The sequence below is a fragment of the Vulcanisaeta souniana JCM 11219 genome, assembly GCF_026000775.1.
GTDB classification, from domain to species: Archaea; Thermoproteota; Thermoprotei; order Thermoproteales; family Thermocladiaceae; genus Vulcanisaeta; species Vulcanisaeta souniana.
In genome coordinates, this window is sequence record NZ_AP026830.1 from 286,841 (window position 1) to 308,472 (window position 21,632).

The 21,632-nt window shown below is 44.1% G+C and carries 20 protein-coding genes and 2 tRNA genes; 10 read left to right on the plus strand and 12 right to left on the minus strand.

The window, feature by feature from the left end; all coding sequences use genetic code 11:
* Positions 1-233 precede the first annotated feature (233 nt).
* Positions 234-1,196 (plus strand): MFS transporter, encoded by a 963-nt coding sequence (locus Vsou_RS01495; protein ID WP_188604181.1) that lies wholly within the window; start codon positions 234-236, stop codon positions 1,194-1,196.
* Between the two features lie 121 nt (positions 1,197-1,317).
* On the opposite strand, the gene Vsou_RS01500 is transcribed toward Vsou_RS01495, so the two are convergent.
* The 3 genes from Vsou_RS01500 to Vsou_RS01510 all read right to left on the minus strand — a co-directional run bounded on the left by Vsou_RS01500 (position 1,318) and on the right by Vsou_RS01510 (position 4,276).
* Positions 1,318-1,405: transfer RNA gene (locus tag Vsou_RS01500), tRNA-Leu, on the minus strand.
* A 113-nt stretch (positions 1,406-1,518) separates the two neighbouring features.
* On the minus strand, positions 1,519-3,294 hold the full coding sequence (locus Vsou_RS01505) for a hypothetical protein (RefSeq protein WP_188604182.1): 1,776 nt from the start codon (positions 3,292-3,294) through the stop codon (positions 1,519-1,521).
* Positions 3,295-3,406: 112 nt separating this feature from the next.
* Entirely contained in the window at positions 3,407-4,276 is an 870-nt protein-coding gene (locus tag Vsou_RS01510) for an amidohydrolase family protein (protein WP_188604183.1), read from the minus strand.
* A 94-nt stretch (positions 4,277-4,370) separates the two neighbouring features.
* Between Vsou_RS01510 and Vsou_RS01515 the strand changes: the two genes are divergently transcribed.
* A complete protein-coding gene (locus Vsou_RS01515; RefSeq protein WP_054844525.1) occupies positions 4,371-4,946 on the plus strand; it encodes a class II aldolase/adducin family protein in 576 nt (191 codons plus the stop codon).
* Position 4,947: 1 nt separating this feature from the next.
* Here the strand turns inward: Vsou_RS01515 and Vsou_RS01520 are convergent, their stop codons facing one another.
* The 3 genes from Vsou_RS01520 to Vsou_RS01530 all read right to left on the minus strand — a co-directional run bounded on the left by Vsou_RS01520 (position 4,948) and on the right by Vsou_RS01530 (position 7,212).
* Positions 4,948-5,652 carry a DUF120 domain-containing protein gene (locus tag Vsou_RS01520; RefSeq protein ID WP_054844526.1) on the minus strand — a complete coding sequence of 235 codons (705 nt, stop codon included), beginning with the start codon at positions 5,650-5,652 and terminating at the stop codon, positions 4,948-4,950.
* Between the two features lie 162 nt (positions 5,653-5,814).
* Complete coding sequence (locus tag Vsou_RS01525) at positions 5,815-6,108, minus strand: winged helix-turn-helix transcriptional regulator (RefSeq protein WP_054844527.1); 294 nt, start codon at positions 6,106-6,108, stop codon at positions 5,815-5,817.
* 54 nt (positions 6,109-6,162) lie between these two features.
* On the minus strand, positions 6,163-7,212 hold the full coding sequence (locus tag Vsou_RS01530) for a hydroxymethylglutaryl-CoA synthase (protein ID WP_188604184.1): 1,050 nt from the start codon (positions 7,210-7,212) through the stop codon (positions 6,163-6,165).
* A gap of 408 nt (positions 7,213-7,620) precedes the next feature.
* Here Vsou_RS01530 and Vsou_RS01535 point away from each other — a divergent pair, with 408 nt between their 5' ends.
* The gene (locus Vsou_RS01535) at positions 7,621-9,870 is read left to right on the plus strand and encodes a CDC48 family AAA ATPase (RefSeq protein ID WP_188604185.1); all 2,250 of its coding nucleotides are present in this window, start codon (positions 7,621-7,623) and stop codon (positions 9,868-9,870) included.
* On the opposite strand, the gene Vsou_RS01540 is transcribed toward Vsou_RS01535, so the two are convergent.
* Positions 9,856-10,566 (minus strand): N-acetyltransferase, encoded by a 711-nt coding sequence (locus Vsou_RS01540; protein ID WP_188604186.1) that lies wholly within the window; start codon positions 10,564-10,566, stop codon positions 9,856-9,858. The two genes, Vsou_RS01535 and Vsou_RS01540, sit on opposite strands and share 15 nt — an antisense overlap.
* A 52-nt stretch (positions 10,567-10,618) precedes the next feature.
* Here Vsou_RS01540 and Vsou_RS01545 point away from each other — a divergent pair, with 52 nt between their 5' ends.
* Entirely contained in the window at positions 10,619-11,197 is a 579-nt protein-coding gene (locus Vsou_RS01545; protein ID WP_188604187.1) for a coiled-coil domain-containing protein, read from the plus strand.
* A gap of 73 nt (positions 11,198-11,270) precedes the next feature.
* Entirely contained in the window at positions 11,271-12,731 is a 1,461-nt protein-coding gene (locus tag Vsou_RS01550) for a methyl-accepting chemotaxis protein (RefSeq protein ID WP_188604188.1), read from the plus strand.
* Between the two features lie 9 nt (positions 12,732-12,740).
* Here Vsou_RS01550 and Vsou_RS01555 read toward each other — a convergent pair whose 3' ends face one another.
* The 4 genes from Vsou_RS01555 to Vsou_RS01570 form a co-directional block, all read right to left on the minus strand.
* Positions 12,741-13,055, minus strand: coding sequence for a C4-dicarboxylate ABC transporter permease (locus Vsou_RS01555; protein ID WP_188604189.1), 315 nt, complete (start codon positions 13,053-13,055; stop codon positions 12,741-12,743).
* 5 nt (positions 13,056-13,060) lie between these two features.
* Positions 13,061-14,716, minus strand: a complete 1,656-nt coding sequence (lysS, locus tag Vsou_RS01560) for a lysine--tRNA ligase (protein ID WP_229709961.1) — start codon at positions 14,714-14,716, stop codon at positions 13,061-13,063.
* Positions 14,717-14,820: 104 nt separating this feature from the next.
* Positions 14,821-15,105, minus strand: coding sequence for a MoaD/ThiS family protein (locus Vsou_RS01565; RefSeq protein WP_054844743.1), 285 nt, complete (start codon positions 15,103-15,105; stop codon positions 14,821-14,823).
* 316 nt (positions 15,106-15,421) lie between these two features.
* Complete coding sequence (locus tag Vsou_RS01570; RefSeq protein ID WP_054844744.1) at positions 15,422-15,886, minus strand: hypothetical protein; 465 nt, start codon at positions 15,884-15,886, stop codon at positions 15,422-15,424.
* Between the two features lie 263 nt (positions 15,887-16,149).
* Between Vsou_RS01570 and Vsou_RS01575 the strand changes: the two genes are divergently transcribed.
* Positions 16,150-16,503 carry a hypothetical protein gene (locus Vsou_RS01575; protein WP_264890734.1) on the plus strand — a complete coding sequence of 118 codons (354 nt, stop codon included), beginning with the start codon at positions 16,150-16,152 and terminating at the stop codon, positions 16,501-16,503.
* A 97-nt stretch (positions 16,504-16,600) separates the two neighbouring features.
* Here Vsou_RS01575 and Vsou_RS01580 read toward each other — a convergent pair.
* Positions 16,601-16,678: transfer RNA gene (locus Vsou_RS01580), tRNA-Glu, on the minus strand.
* Positions 16,679-16,774: 96 nt separating this feature from the next.
* Between Vsou_RS01580 and Vsou_RS01585 the strand changes: the two genes are divergently transcribed.
* The 4 genes from Vsou_RS01585 to Vsou_RS01600 all read left to right on the plus strand — a co-directional run bounded on the left by Vsou_RS01585 (position 16,775) and on the right by Vsou_RS01600 (position 21,619).
* Complete coding sequence (locus tag Vsou_RS01585) at positions 16,775-18,166, plus strand: alpha-amylase family glycosyl hydrolase (protein WP_188604038.1); 1,392 nt, start codon at positions 16,775-16,777, stop codon at positions 18,164-18,166.
* A gap of 178 nt (positions 18,167-18,344) precedes the next feature.
* Positions 18,345-19,841, plus strand: a complete 1,497-nt coding sequence (locus Vsou_RS01590; RefSeq protein WP_188604037.1) for an extracellular solute-binding protein — start codon at positions 18,345-18,347, stop codon at positions 19,839-19,841.
* Between the two features lie 15 nt (positions 19,842-19,856).
* On the plus strand, positions 19,857-20,747 hold the full coding sequence (locus Vsou_RS01595; RefSeq protein ID WP_188604036.1) for a carbohydrate ABC transporter permease: 891 nt from the start codon (positions 19,857-19,859) through the stop codon (positions 20,745-20,747).
* Positions 20,744-21,619: a sugar ABC transporter permease gene (locus tag Vsou_RS01600; protein ID WP_188604035.1), complete on the plus strand. Its 876-nt coding sequence runs from the start codon at positions 20,744-20,746 to the stop codon at positions 21,617-21,619. Before Vsou_RS01595 ends, Vsou_RS01600 begins: the two co-directional genes overlap by 4 nt.
* Positions 21,620-21,632: the final 13 nt, after the last annotated feature.

Genomic DNA, 21,632 nt, shown 5'->3' on the forward strand with positions numbered 1-21,632 from the left:
TATTGCTATGTCGTCTCAGATTATATGGCTAAATTTTGCAGGTATTGCTGTGCCGCAAATGGTATCTTTATTTCATACGAACTTAACAATGATAGGATTAATGGCCGCCATATGGCCATTAATATTCATTCCTCTTTCAATACCTGCAGGCTTCATAGTTGATAAATATGGGTTTAAGCTTGCGGTATCGATAGGTGGTGCATTACTCGCGTTATTCTCCTGGTTGAGGCTACTTGCCAGTACTAATTTCTATACTATTACTTCTATTTCAAAGCCTAGCCGGTACAAGTCAACCCTTTATATATAATGGCATAACTAAGCTTGCTAATAATTGGTTTCCTGAAAATGAACAAACATTAGCAAATGGTATTGGCACAATGGGGCAAATAATCGGTATGGTATTAGCATTAGTAATAACGCCCATCATGGTTCCTAAACCTTCATTTCACGACTTAATTCTAAACATAATTACATTCTCGTTAATAGTTACTATATCCTTACTTTTCTTTATCACTACGGCGCGCGAGTCACCAGTTAAGGGAAGAGCTCGTGAGATTATCTCGCAGCAAAACTTCAGCCTTCAAATAAGGACTATTATTAGGCAACGAAACATCATAATATTAATGATACTATTCTTAATAGGAGTTGGTGTATTTAGCGCCCTGGCTCAATGGATTGAATCAATACTATATTCTAGAGGTATAGCAACGCTCTATGGAGACCTTGCTGGAATGTCAATGCTCATAAGCGGTATAATTGGAATGGTGGTAATACCATTCATTTCCGATAAGTATCATATGAGGAAGGGAATAATACTAATTAATCTATCATTATTAATTTTCTTATTTGCCCTGTTTTCATTGAGAACCATATATATTATTTACTTGGTTATTTCAATAGGGATTGGTTTTCTATTATTATCATTAGCACCTGTTGGTCTTCAATTATCCCTCGAGACAGTAGGTGGTGAATCAGCGGGTGTAGCAGCTAGCTTATTATGGCTAGCATCACAGGTCGGAGCATTCACCATAATTATAGTAATGAGCGATTTATATTATTACTCAATTACGTTAGGCAGGGTGCTAAAGATGTATTATCTTATTTATGATCCCTGGTTCATACCAATAATATTCATAATGATACTAGGCATAATTTCATTAATATTTAGTGCATTTCTAATTGAACCTAAAAAATAACCATTAATTTTTACATAATCGAGTACTTATTCAATATTAAATCTCGCGATATTAAATCATCACCGCATAAATATTTACCAATTGAAATGAAAACGATGCGATTCGTGGGCTTTTCAATTACTGGTGCGGGGGGTGGGATTTGAACCCACGCAGGCCTTCGCCAGCGGATCTTGAGTCCGCCCCCTTTGACCTGGCTCGGGCACCCCCGCAAGATCAATAATTCCGTGCTCCCTTTTTAATCTTTGCCTTATGAGTCAATGTCAAGAATTATGGTAATTTGATTTTAGACTCGCGTTATATGAGGTTACGTACTTTTGTACTTTCATTTATTACATTGTAATCCACCGATTAATCCTCCCATGTTGTAATAATTCGTGGAATTTACGATAATACCTATTGGGTAAAGGGACTGCGAACCGCTTGTACTCGTTACCTTTGGGCTTCCAATAAATGTGACGTATAATGGCGTATACTGTGAGGGTAAGTAGACGTACACAGTGGCGGTTAGGCCAAAGTTGTACTGGTTCACGAGTGCCGTATTCACAAATGCGCCGGCTATGGTTAAGGCTGAGGAAACCCCTATGCTAAGGGCATTTATAAATGTTAAAAGTGTTTGACTTAAATCCATGGCTTCCGCTATTTCAGGTGCTGCCAAGGCAAATAAACCGCCTATCATAAATGTCCAGCCAATTATGTTTGGGCTATAAGCACTTGTTATTGATGACAACGAGTATCCTATGTAGTATTGATTACCTGAATACCCTGTAAGCGGTGGTGCTGGCCCGCAGTATGAGCTTACTGTTGAGTATGCATCGTCAAGGTTGATGAGTATTTTTCCGTAATTTCTCGCCACATAGATTATGCCTAGGAAGGAGCCTGTCATTGAGCCATTGCCAACGTCCAGGTATGGGTAGACGTAGAGGTATGAGCCGGAGAAGTCCGTGGGCAGCGGCGCCAGGGTTTCCGTACCATTAGCCCAGAAGCCCGTTGGCTCAGAGTAAAATGAGGTAGCTTCATATTCCTGGAAGGCCACGTAAGCGACGTAGGAGGGCAAGCCAATGTAGAAAAACCCGCTGCCCGGCATGGTGTAGTAAATAATGCCTGAGCTTACCCCTTCATTTAAAGAGCCATATCCAATCTGCACGGCGACAATGCCGTTGGACATGAGAATAGTGTACGTATTACTAAATGTGTATGTTGGGCCCACAAGCACAAGCCCGTTAGGGACGTTTATACCACTCTCATTAAGCACGCCAAAGAGTCCCGAACCCTTCTGCGCAGTCCCGCCAATATTGCCAATTATTATTTTTGCGTTGATGTTCCATAAATCAGAACCCCAACCAACGAACATTAAGGGTATGCCACCCTCAAACTCACTACATTGCTCGAGGACCCAATAGTAAGTAACAGTCTCGGTACTTGACGGTATTGGTGGATACGCAATGTTACTGCTTGATGAGCAACTGCCTACGTACGTGAATCCAAATGGGTCATTACTACCATTGACCTGACCCGCCTGGGTGCTCTGCGTACTTACCTTCACAGCGGTGCCTTTGAGGGGTATCGCGTGGACTGGCCTTACTTTGTTGAATTCCGCATTTATCGATATTTCTATAGGCTTTTTCTCGATTATCCAGCTTGGGTTGTAGGGTATTGCCGCTATCACGGTCCAGGTCTCGTTATTACTTCCGTAGGTTATGAAGGCCATTAGTGACGGCATGACGTTATTACCGTACTCGCCTAGCCAGATAGTGGCTACCTCGCTCATTATTGCGCCGGTCAAGTTTATGCTCACTGTGCCTACTCCGTAGTAGTAACCCACCGTGTATATCCTCCTTGGTGTTATTGCGAATAGGCTTACGGTGAATGGGGCTGGAGTCCCGTTCACGTAGCCGTGGACTACTACCGTGGGTGCCGGGAGCATGGTTACGTTGTAGTAGTTTATTTCGTAGGCCTGCCCTGCGAGCGTCATGAAGAGCCTTGGTTGAGTTGATACTTGGGCTTGGGCTAGGGCTATGATGGTTATGGATAAGGCCGCCATCGAGAGCATCACTAGGGCTATTAGGCGTGGGTTACGGACCCACCTGGGCATAGACATCAACTCAGTACTTACTTACGGATTTTTTTACCTTAGTTGTTCATAAAAGGTGAGCCGAGCAGGATTGAACAGTGGCTTGGCCGAGGCTTCGCGGCATTGATCGACTTGGTTTTTACCTATTTCTCGATAATGGCTTTAAGACCTTCCTTGGGTTGTCGTCCACGATCTTCTTCATGACCTCCCTCGGTATTGGTATGTTTAGGAATTCCCTTAGGTTTGCCTTTATGTCGTGAACCCCAGGGCCTGGGTAGTCACTGCCGTAAATTGCCTTGTCGCCTATCTCCGTAAGCCTTGGCAGGTACTCCAGGACCCTTCTCGGTGGTATGCTTGAGAGGTCGGCAATTATGTTCGGCCTTATCCTGATTAATTGGAACGCCGTGGGTACCCAGTTGGGCCTGCCCACGTGGGACATTATTATTGTCAGCCTTGGGAAGTCCACCGCAACGTCATCCACGAATATTGGGTCACCATACTTATTCCTAGCCCTTGAGAAGGCGCTTGTTCCAGTGTGTATATACACCGGTAGTCCGTGGTCCTCTGCAAATTGATAAACAAGCTCAAGCTGCCTTAAACCACCCTCCTCCGGCCTATACGCGTTTGGCTTGAGCCACATGTGCGGTGGATGCACCTTAATCGCACTTATGCCGGCCTCGTACTGTCTCTCAAGCCAGTACCTGGTCTCCTCGATGGATAGTTCATTAGCCTCCACGCCACCTATCACGGCAAATCTATCCGCGTAGTCCTTAACAGCATCAATCACCCTTATTGCGTAGTCCTCCTTTACAGTACCCAGCTTTCTCGCTGGGAATGCCATGACACACACATAGTCAATGTTTGTCTCGTCAAGAGCCTTGGCAACGTCCTTCACACTCATTAAAATTGCTTCACGAGGCGCACCCCATTCTCTCATCGCGAAATTCATCAGTTCCTCGGTTATTGTCTCCCTAAATACGATATGCGTGTGAGCATCGATATAACCCATCAGCTTCCCAACTTGGGTTTATGTGTTTATACGTTTTTGCTATATTTAGAATCTGGTTATGTTTTTATGCACCCGTTAATGTATTTTGCCTAGTATGAATGAGCAATCATTGAGGGAGTTAATTGCTGAGATCTTTAGATTGGCATACACGAGGAGGTTAGTTGACCTACTTGGCGGCAATGCAAGTGCCAGGTTGAGCGGTGACGAGGTTTTGATAACGCCAACGTCAACGCCTAAGGTCATTATAAAGCCGCAGAACATTGTTAAGATTAGGCTTGATGGAACCGTGGTGTCTGGAGGAAAACCCAGTAGTGAGTGGAGGATGCACGTGGCTATTTACAGAGTTAGGGATGATGTAAGGTTCGTGCTTCACACGCACCCACCAAACATATTGGCACTAACGAGGGCTGGGCTGAAGATAGATATGTCACTTAGTGAGGCGATTTCATACGTTGGTGAGGTCATCGATGTGCCCTTCCTAAGGCCTGGAAGTAATGAATTGGCCGAGGCCGTGAGTAGGGCTTTATCGAGGAAGAACGTAACTGCAGTCATCCTTAGGAATCATGGATTGGTTACGGTGGGCGTAACGCCATACGAGGCATTCAATAGGGCGGAGGTACTTGAGGACCTTGCGTATATAACATTAATGTCGAGTTGCCACGGTAAGTAGTTCACAGGTTAACGAGGACTTCAACCTCATCGCCATCTTTGAGACTCAATTCATCCCTTAATCTATAGGGTGATATTACCTCGATCGTGTCAAAGCCATGGTGTGTCCTCTCGATTACCAACACGGCGCCTGGCAGGCCGTGTATAGAGGCTTTGAAGCACTTAACACCACCGTAAGTTCTCACGCCGTTGCTGAAGCCCTCTATGTATATTCCGGGCAGTACATCTAGGTATAATTTGTATTTAGCGTATTCAGGTTTCAACTTGATATTTAGGGTTCCTGGGTACGGTTTAAACCCAAGCTTTTCAATGAATTGTTTAACATAACCATCAAGGCTCATGTAGAAACTACCTTCACCTAACCCAGAGATGACATTGCCCACGAGCCTAATCACCAGTCTCTCATCAAGGTATTGCCTAATCGTGTCTATAACGAATCGAAGAGCCTCCGAAGCCCTCTGTGTAAACTTAATGGTTAATTGCCCATTAACAGACGCCTTAACTATTAATCCTTCGTCAGTGAGCCTATTTATGATTTTGAATACGTTCTGAGGTGTCGTCCCTATGTCATTAGCAAGCCTCGTTAGGTTTATTGCTGTGTAGTCCCTATCGTTGATTCCGTACTTAACCAAGAGAATTAGGTATGGGATCCTGCGGAGTAGCTTGTAGTCAATGCCCAGTGATGCCCGGCTTACAGTATTTTCCATAGACTCAGGCTTTTTGGCATAAAACCCACTTATTAACGCTTTCCTTGGGATTAAACCTCACTTGTTCAATCAGAGTGAGACAGTCTCATCAAATTTAACCCTAATTCAGTGGCTGCCCTGCATCATCACTTAGGCTTTATCCTGGTTTCTGTGCTTAAAAGCCTAAGCTTCCTCCGTAGGTCCCTCTCCTTCCATGAACTCCTCCTTAATCTCTTGCTCAAGTGTCTTCAGTGCCTCTTGGGCGTTATCAGAGGCCTTCCAATAAGCGACCTTGCCTCTCTTGATCTCCCTGATCAATCCATCTCTTTGTAGAAGCTTGAGCGCATAGAAGACTTGGCTGTGGCTTAGGTTCGTTTTCTTAACGATCTCGTTAGTGGGTAATTCACCCTCCTTAATCAATAACTCCAGGATCTCCTTCTTTCTCTCAACGATCCTAACGGTCTGCTTGCGAGGCATTACGGTGATTTTTAACTGTTTATTTTTAAAGATTAAGATACCGACAAATCGGTATTATTGTATCACCTTAATTAGGTTCCTAAACCTCAGATAAAGTGCGTAATCTATGTACGACTTATTCTCGAGGTAATAACTAACTGTTCTAGCCCTGCTGGCCCTCTCGGGCAGTAGGTCTGTGGTAACTAGGCTGAAGGCATTGGAACCTGCGCCGCTGCCGAAGGATACCATGAGTATCCTGGAACCAGGTTTTGCATTCTCCAGTATGTTGGCCAGTCCTATCAGTACTGCACCATTGTATGTATTGCCTATCCTGTCAACAACTATACCGAGCTTAACCTTCTCGAGGGGTATACCGAGCATTTGGGCAGCCCTTATTGGAAACCTGGCGTTTGGTTGGTGAAACACCACGTAATCAAAATCACTTGGCTTGAACCCGGTTGCCTCCATAAGCGCCTTCGCGGCATTCACAATATGCCTAAAGTAGGCTGGTTCTCCTGTGAATGACTCACCATGCACCGCATAGGGTATGCCGTCCCTACGCCAGAAGTCCGGTGTATCGGAGTTATAAGCATATATGTATTCGATTTCGGCTACGACGTTCTCAGAACCAATTATGTAGGCAGCGGCGCCACCGGACACGGTATAGTCGAGGTGGTCCCCCGGCTCTCCGTGGCTATGATCAACGCCCACGGCAAGACCATACTTGATGAGTCCGCTCTTAACGAGTCCCGTAGCATTAACAACGGCGTCCGAACCTGCCTTACACGCGAACTCCATGTCCACGGCAAAGGACTGTTTCTTCATTCCTAGGGCATCAATTAATATTGATGCTATTGGCTTGACTGCGTAGGGCTTTGATTCTGTACCAACGAATACCGATCCCAATTCTCTAGGGTCAATGCCTGCTCTCCTCAGTGCATTCCTTGAAGCCTCCACGGCCATTGTTACTGCATCCTCATCAGGCCCGCCAACACTCCTCTCCTCAACCCAATATAAGTCCTTGATCCTTAATGGATCATCGCCCCATACCCTAGCGATCTCCTTTGTGCTTATTCTGAACCTTGGTATGTAGACGCCCCAGCCTACAATGCCTACCTTGCTCACAGTACCTGTTGTTTTATTTCCTTAATAAAATTTAGGGTTCACAGTTACCTTCTGAAGGTGCTAATTTTCTTAATGCAAGTTATTTTCTTTCTTGTTCTTTTATTTTTGACATTCTTAACCTAGGTTCTGAGCAATACACATTGGTAATTATTGTCCTTAAAAATAATTAAAGGTGCTTATAATGAGCATTATTTAAAATTAATGATCTGCATCATTTTATTGGTCATTGCACGATGTTCAATGCAATAATTAGTATTATGAAATATTTGTGGTTAGCACATTCGGTAATTAAATTAGGTAATAAGTGGAATTGAACTTATTAGTAAACGCATGATATTGACTCATTGAATTAGCATGGTGAAGATAATTATATAAGCTGAGCCGAGGATTAAGCAGTGAGGATTAATCATGGGTTCTAATAATAATGAGGTAAGTCTCAGGGTTGCGGAGGCTAGGACGAGGGATGTTGGTAGACTCATTGTTAGGATACCACAACGCTACATGAGGGCGCTTGGTATTGAGCCTGGGGAGTACGTTGAGATAGTTGGTAATAAGCGTAGCGCCTATGCCCAGGTATGGCCTGCCTACACTGATGATGAGGATAAGGACTACATAAGGATGGACGGTGTATTAAGGCAGAATGCCGGTGTTAGTATAGGTGATGTTGTTAAGGTAAAGAGGGCAAGCCTAAGGTCTGCGCAGAGAGTCACCATTGCACCGGTGGGTGAGTACATCAGGGTCGACCCAGACTACCTAAAGAGGGCTTATCTGCTTGGTAAGCCCGTTTGGAAGGGCTCAATCATTGAGATACCGTATTACACGGGCTCCATTAGGTTCATGGTGACCAGCGTGACGCCAGGCCCAGCGGCATATGTCGGCATAGACACAGAGGTGCAGGTAAGAGAGGAACCTGTTAGGGAGATGGAATTAACAATGCCAAGGGTTACCTGGGAGGACATAGGTGACCTTGAGGAAGCCAAGAGAAAAATCAGGGAGTTAATTGAGTTACCGTTGAGGCATCCCGAAATATTCAAGCACCTTGGTATTGAGCCTCCTAAGGGTGTCTTGCTCATTGGTCCTCCGGGTACGGGTAAGACGCTTTTGGCGAAGGCCGTGGCTTCAGAGGCCAATGCCTACTTCGTATCAATCAATGGCCCAGAAATCATGAGTAAGTATTATGGTGAGTCTGAGGCTAAGTTGAGGGAGATTTTTGAGGAGGCTAAGAAGAATGCTCCTGCCATAATCTTTATTGATGAGATTGATGCCATTGCTCCGAAGAGGGAGGAGGTTACGGGCGAGGTGGAGAAGCGTGTCGTTGCTCAGCTTCTCACACTAATGGATGGTTTGCAGGAAAGAGGCCAAGTAATCGTAATAGGAGCAACCAATAGGCCGGAAGCCGTAGACCCAGCACTAAGAAGACCAGGAAGATTCGACAGAGAGATATACATAAGCATGCCTGATAAGAATGCCAGGAAGGAGATATTGCAGGTACACACGAGGAGTGTGCCTTTGTGTACTGAGGAAGATGTTAAGGAGAAAATGTGCGATCCTAATAGCGATATTGTGAGTATTGATGAGTTGGCGGAGATGACTCACGGTTACACTGGGGCTGACCTAGCGGCACTCGTTAAGGAGGCTGCGATGATAAGGCTTAGGGAGGCTATAGAGAAGAAGGAGATTGATCTTGAGCAGTCGGAAATACCGTCAGAGCAATTGGCAAGGATTAGGATTAGGAGGAGGGACTTCCTTGAGGCAATGAGGTACATACAACCAACAGTACTAAGGGAGGTCATTGTAGAGGTTCCCGAGATTCATTGGAATGATATTGGTGGTTATGACAATGTGAAGCAGGAGCTTAAGGAAATGGTTGAATGGCCGCTTAAGTACCCGAGGTACTTTGAGGAGCTCGGTGTTGATCCACCTAAGGGTATTTTGTTGTTTGGTCCTCCTGGTACTGGTAAGACTTTGTTGGCTAAGGCTGTGGCTACGGAGAGTAATGCGAATTTCATTGCGGTTAGGGGTCCGGAGATTTTGAGTAAGTGGTTTGGGGAGAGTGAGAGGGCCATTAGGGAAATATTCAAGAAAGCCAGAATGGCAGCACCATGCGTAATATTCTTCGACGAAATAGACGCAATAGCACCAGCAAGAGGTTTGAGAGTTGATAGTGGGGCCACTGATAGAATAGTCAATCAGTTATTGGCCGAGATGGATGGGATTGCACCCCTGAAGAATGTAGTCGTTATTGCAGCAACAAATAGGGCGGATATAATGGACCCGGCACTGCTTAGGCCCGGCAGGTTCGATAGAATTGTATATGTGCCACCGCCAGATGAGAATGCTAGGTTCGAAATACTTAAGGTACATGTCAGGGGTTTGAGGTTATCTGACGACATTAAGGACAGTGATTATAAGTATCTCAGGGATTTGGCGAGGAGGACTGAGGGCTATACAGGCGCCGATTTAGCGGCATTGGTTAGGGAGGCCGCAATGCTGGCACTTAGGGAAACAATCAGGAGTAATACTGATCAAGTGAAGCCTGTTGGGATTGAGCACTTCGAGGAGGCTCTGAAGGTTGTTCCACCGTCACTGGCTAAGCAGGATATCACTAGGTTTGAGGAGATGGCGAGGAATTTAAGGAGGGCATTAAGGGGTCTCTGACTTTTCATATGTTACTCTCTTCCTTACAAATTCATCTACTAAGTAAATGGGTCTTGCAGGTACGCCGGCAACAACCACGCCTGGTGGTACGTCCTTAGTTACCACGGAGCCTGCCGCTACCACGGCATTTTCGCCGATTTCAATACCGGCTATTAGAGTTGAATTAGCCCCTATAACCGCGTTCCTTCTTATCCTAACCCCATCGAGTCTCTTGCTTGGTGGGTATTTATCATTGGTTATAACCACATTGGGACCCAGGAATACGTTATCCTCTATTACGGTACCCCTTGGTATGTAGACCATGCTCTGTACACTAACGTTGCTTCCAATCACGGTTTCTCCATCTATAATAACGCCCGAACCAATCCTAGTACCACTACCAATCTTTGTTCTTTCTCTAATTAATGCATTATGGCCAGTCTCTACGTTATTACCGACTTCCACATCCTCATAGATAATAACATTACTCCTGATTATGCACTCCTTACCTATCACGGCGCCATTACTATTTTCACTCATTAATTCATTGAGGTTCGTCCTATTCCTCATATTCATGAGCTTCGCCCTAATTGGGTGTCCTATGACTACGAAGGGTTCTATTATTGTGCCCTCATTAATTATTGAAGGCCCCAGCACCACTACCTCATTACTAATACTTCCACTAAGTACCTTGGCTTTTGGTGATATGTATGCCATTGGTATATTGTCATGAGATAAATATTTAAGTAATTCCTGCACATTTATTGTAATGAGTTATTATCCAACACCACCGCCCCCGCGTGAAGACCCAATAACTAGGGTACTTAGGGAGCTTATTAACCTCAGTAATAAGGTTGATCAATTATCCAAGGACTTAGGTGATCTTAATGCTAAGGTTGATGGGCTTGAGACCAGGGTTAATGAGATCGAGAAGTCATTGTCAAGCATTATTAAGGCCCAGGAATTAATTGCAGGGATAACGCCGCAGAGCATGACTGAATTAGCCAGTATGCTATCTAATACCCTGAGGGAACTGACTAGGATTGAGGCTTCATTAATTGCGTATAGGGATTCCATATCTTCAATACAAGGTAAGATCGAGAATGCTGTGGATCTCCTTGCAAAGGCGTCTACGGACCTAAGGGAGTACAGGACATTGGATGTTAGTCAGGTTGTTGAGATTACTAATCAATTATCCAACGTTGCTACTAGGCTTGCGGAGCTTCAGAGGCTTATTGAGGAGCAGGGTATTAGGTTGATCTCTGAGTATAGAAAAAGTTCTGAGACTATTGAAGGTCTTAAGTCAGTTATTTTGGATCTTTTGGATAAGGGCATTGGTAAGTCCTGACTTCTTTTTCTTTCAATTTCATTTAGAATAATAAAAGCAAAATATATTAGTTCCCTCGCTTAAAATACGTAACGTGTTTAGACAGCCTAAGGAGTACGCAGAGCTTTATCAGAGGATTAACGACATAAGCAACTTACTCCAGAATCTTCAGCAGAGTGTTCAAGCATTACTAACGAATGCCAGCCAGATCCAGAAGAGCATTCAAACTATTTCAACTGGAATTGAGAAAAGTGATAAGAGTATTCAAGACGCCATCAAGGTCATTAACTCCTCGACAGTTGACATAGCCAATAGAGTCACCCAGATGAATGCAATAGTTAATCAATTTGGCGATACAAGCAAGAAATTAATGGACTCACTATTTGACGCTCTTGACAAAATAAATAGCTTGCTCAATAAGCTCCAGGGCCTGTCGGGTAGTATGCAGCAGAGTCTCACGAGTGCGACAACGACCCTTGAGACAATAAATAATAACGTTAAGGAACTTAATGCCAAGATCGAGGGGGGTGTTGATAAGGCGTCAATGCTTGTCTCCGAGGTCTCTAAGCTAAGTAACCTACTGGCTGAGTTGAATAAGGTGTATAATGAGGTCTTGAGTAGGGAAAAGGACCTGGAAAGCAAGCTGCTTGATGTAAGTAGGAGGGAAAGCGATGTTACCGTTAAGGAGAAAAGTATAGAGGAACTTAGGCAGAGACTGGAAAGCGATAGGAAGGCACTCGAGGAGGAGAGGGCTAAGTTAGCTGAGATGAGTAATGTAATGGCGTCCTTAGTAGTGCTATCGAATCAATTGGCCTCAAGACTGAATGAGCTTGATAATAAGGAGAAGGCATTGAATGAAAGGGAGAAGGCACTTGTCGAGAAAGAGACTAAGCTTAGGGATTGGGAGATGGAGTTGAAAGCACGTGAACAGAGGCTTGAGATGGAGGCTGTCAGGATAGATGCCGAGAACGCAAGGCTTAGGGAGTTGGAGAAGAGGGAGCAGGAGATCAAGGAGAGACTTGAGCAGTTGGCCAGGAGGGAGGCTGAGCTTAAGGAGCTTGAGAAGAAATTGAATGAAAGGCAAGAGGCACTGAATAAACTTGAGACCGAGCTTAAGGACAAAGAAGGCAAGTTAAGTACCCTAGAGAATCTACTTAAGGAGAGGGAGGGTGCGCTAAAGAACCTTGATGAGGAAATTAATAAGAGGAGGAAGGAGATCATGGAGAAACTTGAACCGCTAATGACGAAACTACTTGAAGAGGAGAAGAGGCTCACGGATTGGGAGAAGAGGCTCCTTGATAAAGAGAGGGAGTTAATGAATTACCAGAGGGCGTTGATAATTAGGGAGAATACACTGGTCGAATTAAGGGAGAAACTCGATAGAGAGAGGGAGGAGTTAGAGAGCAAGATGAAGGAGGTAACAAGGATCGAGAGTGAGTGTCAGGACATACGTAGGAAGTATGAGCAATTGCTCAAGGAGAGGGAGGAGTTAATGAAGATAATTGAGAGTAAGGATAAGGAGCTAAATCAACTAAGGGCTTTAATAAAGAAATAACCTTAGATATTAAATAACAATAATAAGTACGTATGCAAACACGAGGATAATATTAACAATATTTAGCCCCAATGCAAAGAATGCGATAATTCTCTTCAGTCTTCCAACAATCAGCTCCTTATCAGTGTATGCAGTGTTAACGTCATACCAAGACTGCTTTATGGAGAGGAATGAAACAAAGAAGCTAATTAAGGCCAGTACAAGCACGGTCAGGTCAAGTGTGAAGTTGCCCTTACTGGGCAGGTACGTGCCTGCCAATGAAGACAATAGGAGGAAGTATAGGAACACTGCAAACGTTATTGCGACCACCAACAACCTAGACATAGCCATCACCCCAATGCCTCACTTAGCCTACTCAGCACAAAGTCCTTACCCAGCATTGCCAGGTACGGCGCGATCCTAGGGCCACTCGATCTACCAAAGAATACTAAGTACGTTGCCTCAAAAAATGCCCTCTCGGCACTCTTATCTTCCCTGGGTACTCTCTTCATGGCCTCCTTAATGTTTTCTTCACTCCATACATCAATCTTCTCAAGTTCCTGGCGTAATAGCCTCAATTTTTCTCTCTGTATGTTCGATAATGATTCCTTTACCGAGGCAGGTAATTCCTCAAGCACCTTAATCCTATAGGTCTCTGGTGCATACTTGCTTACCCAATTACGGGCCTTAATCAATCTATTCCTAATTCTCTCACGGGATAAATCATCCAAGTCCTTACTTAAGATCTTTGTTTCCCTCAGTCTCTTAATAACTCTCTCCATAAGTTCATCATTGGTGAGTAACTGTGGTAATGTCTGTATTAAAGCCACGGCATGTAGATACGGCAACTGAAACGGCATTTCCTTAGGGAGCGGTTTCCTCAGTTGTGCATATTCATATGATCTAGTGATTATTTCCAGGTAATCTCTCTCCTTGGGACTTGGTTCATCTACACCGTAATAAAGTCTCTCGGCCCTATCATAAATGTCGGTATATTGATAAACAGCGTCAAGGCTGAAGGTCAGTCTCTTAGTGGGTTCATGGAATATGTATATGTACCTAAGGACCTCAGGTTCAGCGATCTCAACCCACTCCCTTGGCGTGAAGCCTATAAAGTCACTACTGCCCATGTCGCCCACGTCCTTACCATTAACCACATAGCCAACCCACTCATACCAAGTACCTAGTGGTGGATCAACACCGTAGACCACCTTGGCGATCTCCACCGCGGAATCCCTGGAACCACCTGGCATTGCGTGGTCTTTACCATAGGGCTCAAAGTCAACCTGCAATGTGTACCAAATACCCACCCATTCAATCCTCCATGGGAGTTTACCCTCAGTCAACTTTGTTCTACCTAAATGACCGCAGTACGTGCATTTATACTCAACTTCATAATTATCAAGATCAAGCTTAGTGACCTCCGCGGTACCAATCCTACCGCAATTCTCGCAGATAGGCTCGAAAGGAATCCAATCCCTTGAGTACGGGTTCCTACCCCTATACTTATTAATGACCTCAATCAACCTCTCCCTATTCCTCATAGTCATCACTATGAACTCCCTCATCCTAGGATGCTCCCTGTACATCTCACCGGTTGTTATAACCTCAACATTCTTTGCGAAGTAATCAAGGTAATCACCAAAGTCCCTCCAATAATGCTCAACCCAGGACTTATGGCAACCCTTGGGATCAGGAACACGCTCAAGAGGCCACTCAATGTACTTCCTACCAACCTCGGGATTCAGGAACTGCTCGAGCTGCTTATCCTTACCCTTCCAGGGATCCACCGTGTAAAGGGTCAAGACCTGCCTAACCCCTAGGCCCGCGTCCCTTAGTTTCTCGGCTATGACGCTATTTAGTATTATCTCGCCCCTAAGCCTACCAATATGCTGAAGCCCCGAGACACTTAGGCCACCATTAAGTATACAATCATCCCTACCTTCATTGCGGCATCTCTCGAGGACTTGGTTCGCTATCCTATCGACCCAATGAGTATAGCTCATTAATGATAAGGAATCAAGGACTAATTTATAAGTTATCCCAATTAAAATCATGCCGCTGGAGAACCATTAACTACAGTTAATTAAATCGAAGGAGAACGAAGCGATTAACCTCCCTCTGCAGGTGGTAGGAACACAACCTCATCATCATCATTGAGCTTTGTAGCCAAACCATTAAGCCACTCAATAGCCTTACCATTAACCAACACCACATACTCACCCTTCAGTTTGTCATCACCGTCAAGTACAGCCTCGGTGAACTTGGGATTGAATGTATGCGAGATCAAATCGATAAGATCACGTATAGAAAGACCATTAGTAACTTCAAGTTCTAGCTTAAATGTGCCAATAAGTTCATAAAGATCGCCGAAAAACTTAACCCTAACCCTCACAAACCGAGATAAAGACACAGTACATAAAAATCTAACCCAGTGGAGGAAGGCTAAAAACCCGCAAGGAGGCGTTGAAAAGGCAAGACCCAACTCACTCGCTCTTGGTCTTAATAAACCTAAAATCCTTAATTGACAGTGGGGTTTTCTTCAGTATATCCGCCAAATCCTGGGTGCTGAGGAAGGGAATACGATAACTCGCCAAAAGCTGGAGAAACGACCTTCACCATTACGTAGGTCAAGCCTTATCAACACGCCAGTACGACTCCTCCAAAAACCCTTTTGAGTTGACACGTCATATAGGTCCACGACACTCACATCAGAGTGGTAAACCGCATCCACACATCGCACTTGCACCGAGTTCAGCCGCCACTTCCCTCAATGATTTGCCTACCTCAGCATCCTCAACAGAGAACAACCTGCCATTATACGTACCATTCCTCAGACCAGCACTGCGATCTGCAAAGAGCTTTATCCTTCCTAAATCATTCAGGAAACTGATATTGATAAGGCCAAAATCCGTTTGACCGAATGCACTATATGACCTGAGTCCCCAGAATATAAGTCTATCATTGGTTATGATAAGCCTGCCTCCCGTCCCTATATAATTCAAGCTTAGCTTGCATTTTTGGGATCGATTTAGAACCCAGGGAAGGCTATAGAGCACCTGCCTCTCCAATTGATCATTCCTCCCAAAATCATAATGAGAAACCTTGCATTTCTTTTCTCCCTCCCTATTCACGTAACCACATCTCGGGCAAGTCATTCCACCAACAATTGACATTAACCACTAATGCCCTAATACTTTAAAAAACTTTATATTTTCAATAATTCCATAAATTCTTGGTCATAATTGAATTATTATTTTTACTAAGTATAAATGGTACGGTCATGCAATGGCAGAAATTATCTATGGATTGTTCTCTGCTTATTAAATGCGCAATACACTATGTAATTAATTTTCTTGGCTAAATACAAGGATTATTTTGCACGTGAATAATAACGATACCGGAAGTGTTTATATAGGGGTTTTTTCTTATTGCTTGTATGTCTCAGTTGAGTGGGGATGAGGGTGTTTGGGCTTTGGTTGCTTGGTTGGTTCCGCTTGTTGGTGGTGTGATTGGTTTGGTGGTTAGGCCTGGTTCGGGTTATGTTAGGCATTGGTCTTACTTGAGTATTGCCTTTGGTCTTGTCATTATTGTTGTTGATGTGGTTCTTGGAATACTATCACTATTAACCATCCTAATACCACCAATGCACATAGTAATAACGGCACTGGGTTACCTGGCTGGACTGGCATTCCTAATAGTGTGGGTAATCGGAATACTAAGAGAACGCAACTCAATCTACTGGAAACCAACAATAATATACGACGTAGCAAAAATAATAGGCGCACCATAAACAAAACCCAAAACCCAAAATTAAAAACACAATAAATTCTCTCAACAATTAATACCCATAATAAATGCGCAAGACTTGAAGGATTAATTGTAAAATATGGTGCCCCGGCCGGGATTTGAACCCGGGTCACGGGCTCGAAAGGCCCACATACTTGACCGGGCTATACTACCGGGGCTCGTAATCATTAGAAACACGTTGGTTTTTAAGTCTTTATGTCAATTGGTGCCTTGTGGGTTAATTAATTTAAGTTCGTGGTTTTGCGATTGATTTAATGCCCATTACCGTATTTAGGAATTATGGTCTTTACTTTGTTAGGTTTTCGGTGAGTAGGCGTCCTAGGAGAGCTGCTTTTGTGGTTGGTAGTTTTACAGCATTCATGAAATCTATCGAACTCGGTTTTTGTGGTTCTGATTATTGTGCCTACGTTTCACTACCTCCAGGTAAGTATTATTATAGGTATTTGATTGATGGTGAGGTTGTCCTTGATGATGGGCCTGTGGAGAATGGTTTTAATGTACTTGAGCTTAGCGGGGTCGTTAGGAGGATCCGTGGAGTTAGGCGCAGGTTGTTTAGGGCGATTTATGGGATCTTTATTGATAGGTTTGGGTGTAAAAGGGAGGGCAGCCTGAGGGATAGGCTCGGTTACATTAGGTCCATGGGCTTTGACACGATTTACTTAACGCCTATTTTCAGGGCTATGTCCTATCATAGGTATGACGTTATTGATTATTTCAACGTTGATGATGATTTAGGCGGTAATAAGGTGTTCAGTGAATTATTGAGGAGTGCGCATGACCTCGGTATTAAGGTCATACTTGACTTACCCATTCACCATACAGGTTCTAATCACCCTGCCTTTAAGGCAGCCCTGGATGGCGACCCAGGATACTCCCGTTGGTACTACATTTATGATGGCGATTATGAGAAGTTCATGGATGTCAAGAGAATGCCAAAGCTTAACATGAAGTTTGCCGGTGAATGGATTAAGGGTGTCGTGCTTCACTGGTCGCTAATGGGGGTTGATGCCTTCAGGATTGATGTCGGCGCAGGCATACCGCCCTGGTTCCTCTGGGACTTGAGGAGCTTCATTAATAAACCGTTAATTGCCGAGGTCTGGGGCGACCCATTTCTCTGGGGGAATGCCGTTGATGGAGTCATGAATTACCAGGCCTGGGAACCACTCACTAAGTTTCTGCGTGGTGAAATAAGTGCCGACGAATTTGCGCAAGTGCTTAGCAGACAGTTGAAGCTATTGCCAAGGAACTTCTTAGTGAATTCCTGGCTCTTCATAGATACTCATGACACGCCAAGGGCAATAACAATGTTCAACGGCGATACTGAGAGGTTTAAGGCAGCGTTAGTGTTCATATACACCTGGGTTGGGACGCCAATGTTCTACTACGGTGATGAAGTAATGCTCGAGGGTGGTCCCGACCCCGATAATAGGCGGTGCATGGATTGGAAAAAGACCCGTGAATTCAAGGACCTTCAAGAGTTCATAAGGAAGTTAACGGAATTAACGATCATGCCAAAACGCGTGATAGCAAATTCAAGCGAATTAATTTACCAGAGTGATAATCTTGAGGTTAGATTAAGTAACGAACCACGGAAATACAGAGGTGGTATCCTAAGCGGTGAGTACTTCATTGTAAGAAATAGATAACTCGCCAAAGATCACGGATATTTAATGAACATTAATAGATTTTTAATAATGAGTATACCCTAGTATAATTATATAAATAAATATCTAATCTTTGTCTTCTTTATTTATGATCATGCATAAACTATATAAATAAATTATGATAATACTTTTAAATCTGTTCATAATACCTAAGATACGTATGAGTAGGCTAGGACTATCTACGGGCGCTATAATAGGTATAATAGTTGCTGTGATAGTGATAATAGTCGCAGTAGTGGCCGTAGTCTACCTATACAAACCCTCAAAGCCATCAACACCAGCGCCGCCACCAACACCGCAAAACTCATCATCAACGACACCACCACCCCCACCGCCGCAAAACACGACATCAACGCAAACGACTGCACCAGGTTTTACAATACCAGTGTCAGATTTCACACCGCAAAATGCCTATAACTCAAGTTTTGCTCAAACCTTCTGTTCAACGGTTGGTAGTGTAACAATAACTGTCTGGGACACCTACAGCGTTAGTGAGGATGAGGCCTTCAATGCATCATTAGCTTCCTTTGAGCAGTTGTATCCATGTATACACGTTGAGGTCACCTATGGCGTTGGTATTGCAACTAGTAACTTCATATCAGCTGCAAAGGCAGGCCAAGCCCCAATTGTATATAGGGATTCAAGCGATGATGCTGGTAAGTTATTTGCCGCAGGCCTACTGCTCAACCTAAGTGAGTACTTACCACCATCAGTATTCGACCAATACCTACCCACTGCCGCCCAGAACTTCTATCTAAGCACACCAAGTGCCCATGGTTATTATGGCCTACCTGACAATATAAACTACATAGTAATGTTCTACAACAAGCAATACATGTCATCACCACCAAACACCACAGACCAACTAATCAACATGTGCCTGCAGGTCAACAGTACATATCACGTGTGGTGCATTGCCTATGGCGTTGGTTCCGAATGGGGTTATAGATTCGCAGCTTGGTTCGCTGGCTTTGGCGGACAAATATTTGGTCCAAACGACATGCCGCAACTTAACTCAAGCGCCATGGTCAATGCCCTGGAGTTCTGGTATAATTTAACGTATGGTCTACACATAAATGCCCCAGATATGAGCCCAAGCCTTGAGGGGCAATTATTCACGAGTAATGAGACCGCCATCATTTTTGACGGGCCTTGGGATCTCGGGACATACTTCAAGGCCCTTGGTTGCAACCTAGGTGCCGCGCCATTGCCTGTCGTTAGTCAGACAGGGCTACATGCAAGTCCGTTCATAGGTAGTACTGGTTGGGTAATTGCATCGCCGCAGGCCAGTGGCGCTACACCGCAGCAGTTGGAGGCTGCGTTAGTATTCATACTATACATGACTGGACCACAGGCAGATCTCAACCTATGGAATTATGCGCATGATATACCTGCCAATCTACAGGCCTATAACCAGGCAGTTAGTCAATTAGAAACTGGGCAATTATCACCATCATGTCTCAACGGCATTATGGAGGGTATATTCGCCCAGGCTCAGTATGGCCAGAAATTCCCCAACATACCAGCAATGGCTTACTACTGGAATGCATTCCACCAATACGCAACTGCTTATTTTGCTAACCAGACAACTGCTCAAGCCGCTGCCCAGGGCATGGAGCAATACATGCTTCAGCAGATTGCTCAGTCGGGTGGTTAATCAAGGTGACTTATAATGGATCCCCTTCAAAAATTAGACCGTATTTTTATCCAATATCTTTACCTCCTCCCCATAATAGCAATTGCATTATTCCTATTCCTATATCCGGTAGCCTATGCCGTATATATTTCATTTACAAACTTCAATCTTTATCATCTATTTCATTACACATTTGTTGGTTTGAAAATATATGAACAATTATTAACAAGTAATACATTCTATACGTTATTGTTAAACACTGTAATCTGGACGGTGGGTAGTTTAATACCCATGGTACTCGTAGGGTTCATACTAGCCCTAATACTTAATCAGAGAGATATTAAGGGTAGGAATGCCTTCTTCACGTTGCTCCTGGTTCCCTGGGCATTCCCGGCATACATATCCCTGGTGATTTGGTATGGTATGTGGAATTATGAGTATGGAATTGTCAATAAATTCCTTGGGCTACTTGGAATACCGCCAATTAATTGGTTAACGTTTACAAACACTGCTTGGGCTGCGTTAATACTAACGAACCTATGGTTGTCATTCCCATACTACACTGCTGTCTTTCTATCAAGCCTACAGAGCATACCCATTGAATTGTATGACATTGCCGTGGTTGATGGCGCCAATGCATGGCATAAGTTCAGGTATATAACATTACCCTTAATGAGGAGCGCCATAGCCTTCGTTAGCGTTGGCGGCTTCGTTTTTACATGGAATAATTTTTACCCAATATACATACTAACCAGTGGTGGTCCTGGCATATCCACGGACATACTGATTGTCTATACATACCAAGAGGCATTCTCCTACGGTTATTATAATATAGCTGCCGCATACTCCGTGATCTCAACAATTATCCTAGCAATCATGGCCATATTAATGCTTAGGGTTGGTAGGGTTCTCGAGGCGATAACATGAGCAATAGGTACAGTTTAAAAAATAGGGTAATTAGTTGGTTTAGGCTTGGTATATCATACATCGTGCTTACGGTGACTGCAATCATAGCAATATTCCCAATATACTACATAATAATTACATCAGTAAACCCAATACCGACCCTGGCCTCAGTAACCCTACGCTCGCTCCTACCTGAGAATACGTCCCTGGAGGCTTATTACTACATATTGTTTAAGGAACCATTCCTACTATGGCTGAGGAACAGCCTAATCCTAGCAACAGGCACGATAGTCATCACGGCAATAGTAGCCTTCATAACCGGCGCGGCTCTCTCAAGGTTTAGTGTTCCAGGAAAGACTGCCCTGATGGTGACCATCTATGTAATGACCTTCTTCCCATTCGCAGCAACTGCATTACCTCTATACCTAATGTTCGCATCACTGGGTATGCTTAAGTATGCGTGGTCCACATACGTAGGCTTAATCCTAGCCTACTCAGGGGGCAACTCAATATTTGGTTCATACCTAGTCAAGGTATTTCTCGATAGAATACCAAAGGATTATGAAGAGGCAGCATTAATTGATGGGTTAACTAGGTTTGAGGCATTTTTCAGGATCCTCCTACCAATGGCTAGACCAATAATCGCATTCGTAGCACTACTTGCATTCATGGGGGCCTATACAGATTATGCATTGGCATACGCATTCATAGCAAAGGGTAGTATGTGGACATTGACCCTTGGCATGTATTACCTGGCATTCGTGAATAGGGCAACGCTGTATAACGTGCTCGCGGCATTCTCTGTGCTTATGGGAATACCAATATTCGCAATATTCATTGCGTTCCAGAAGTACCTGGTGCAGATATATGCAATGGGCGGTGTTAAGGCATAGAGGAATTGAAAAT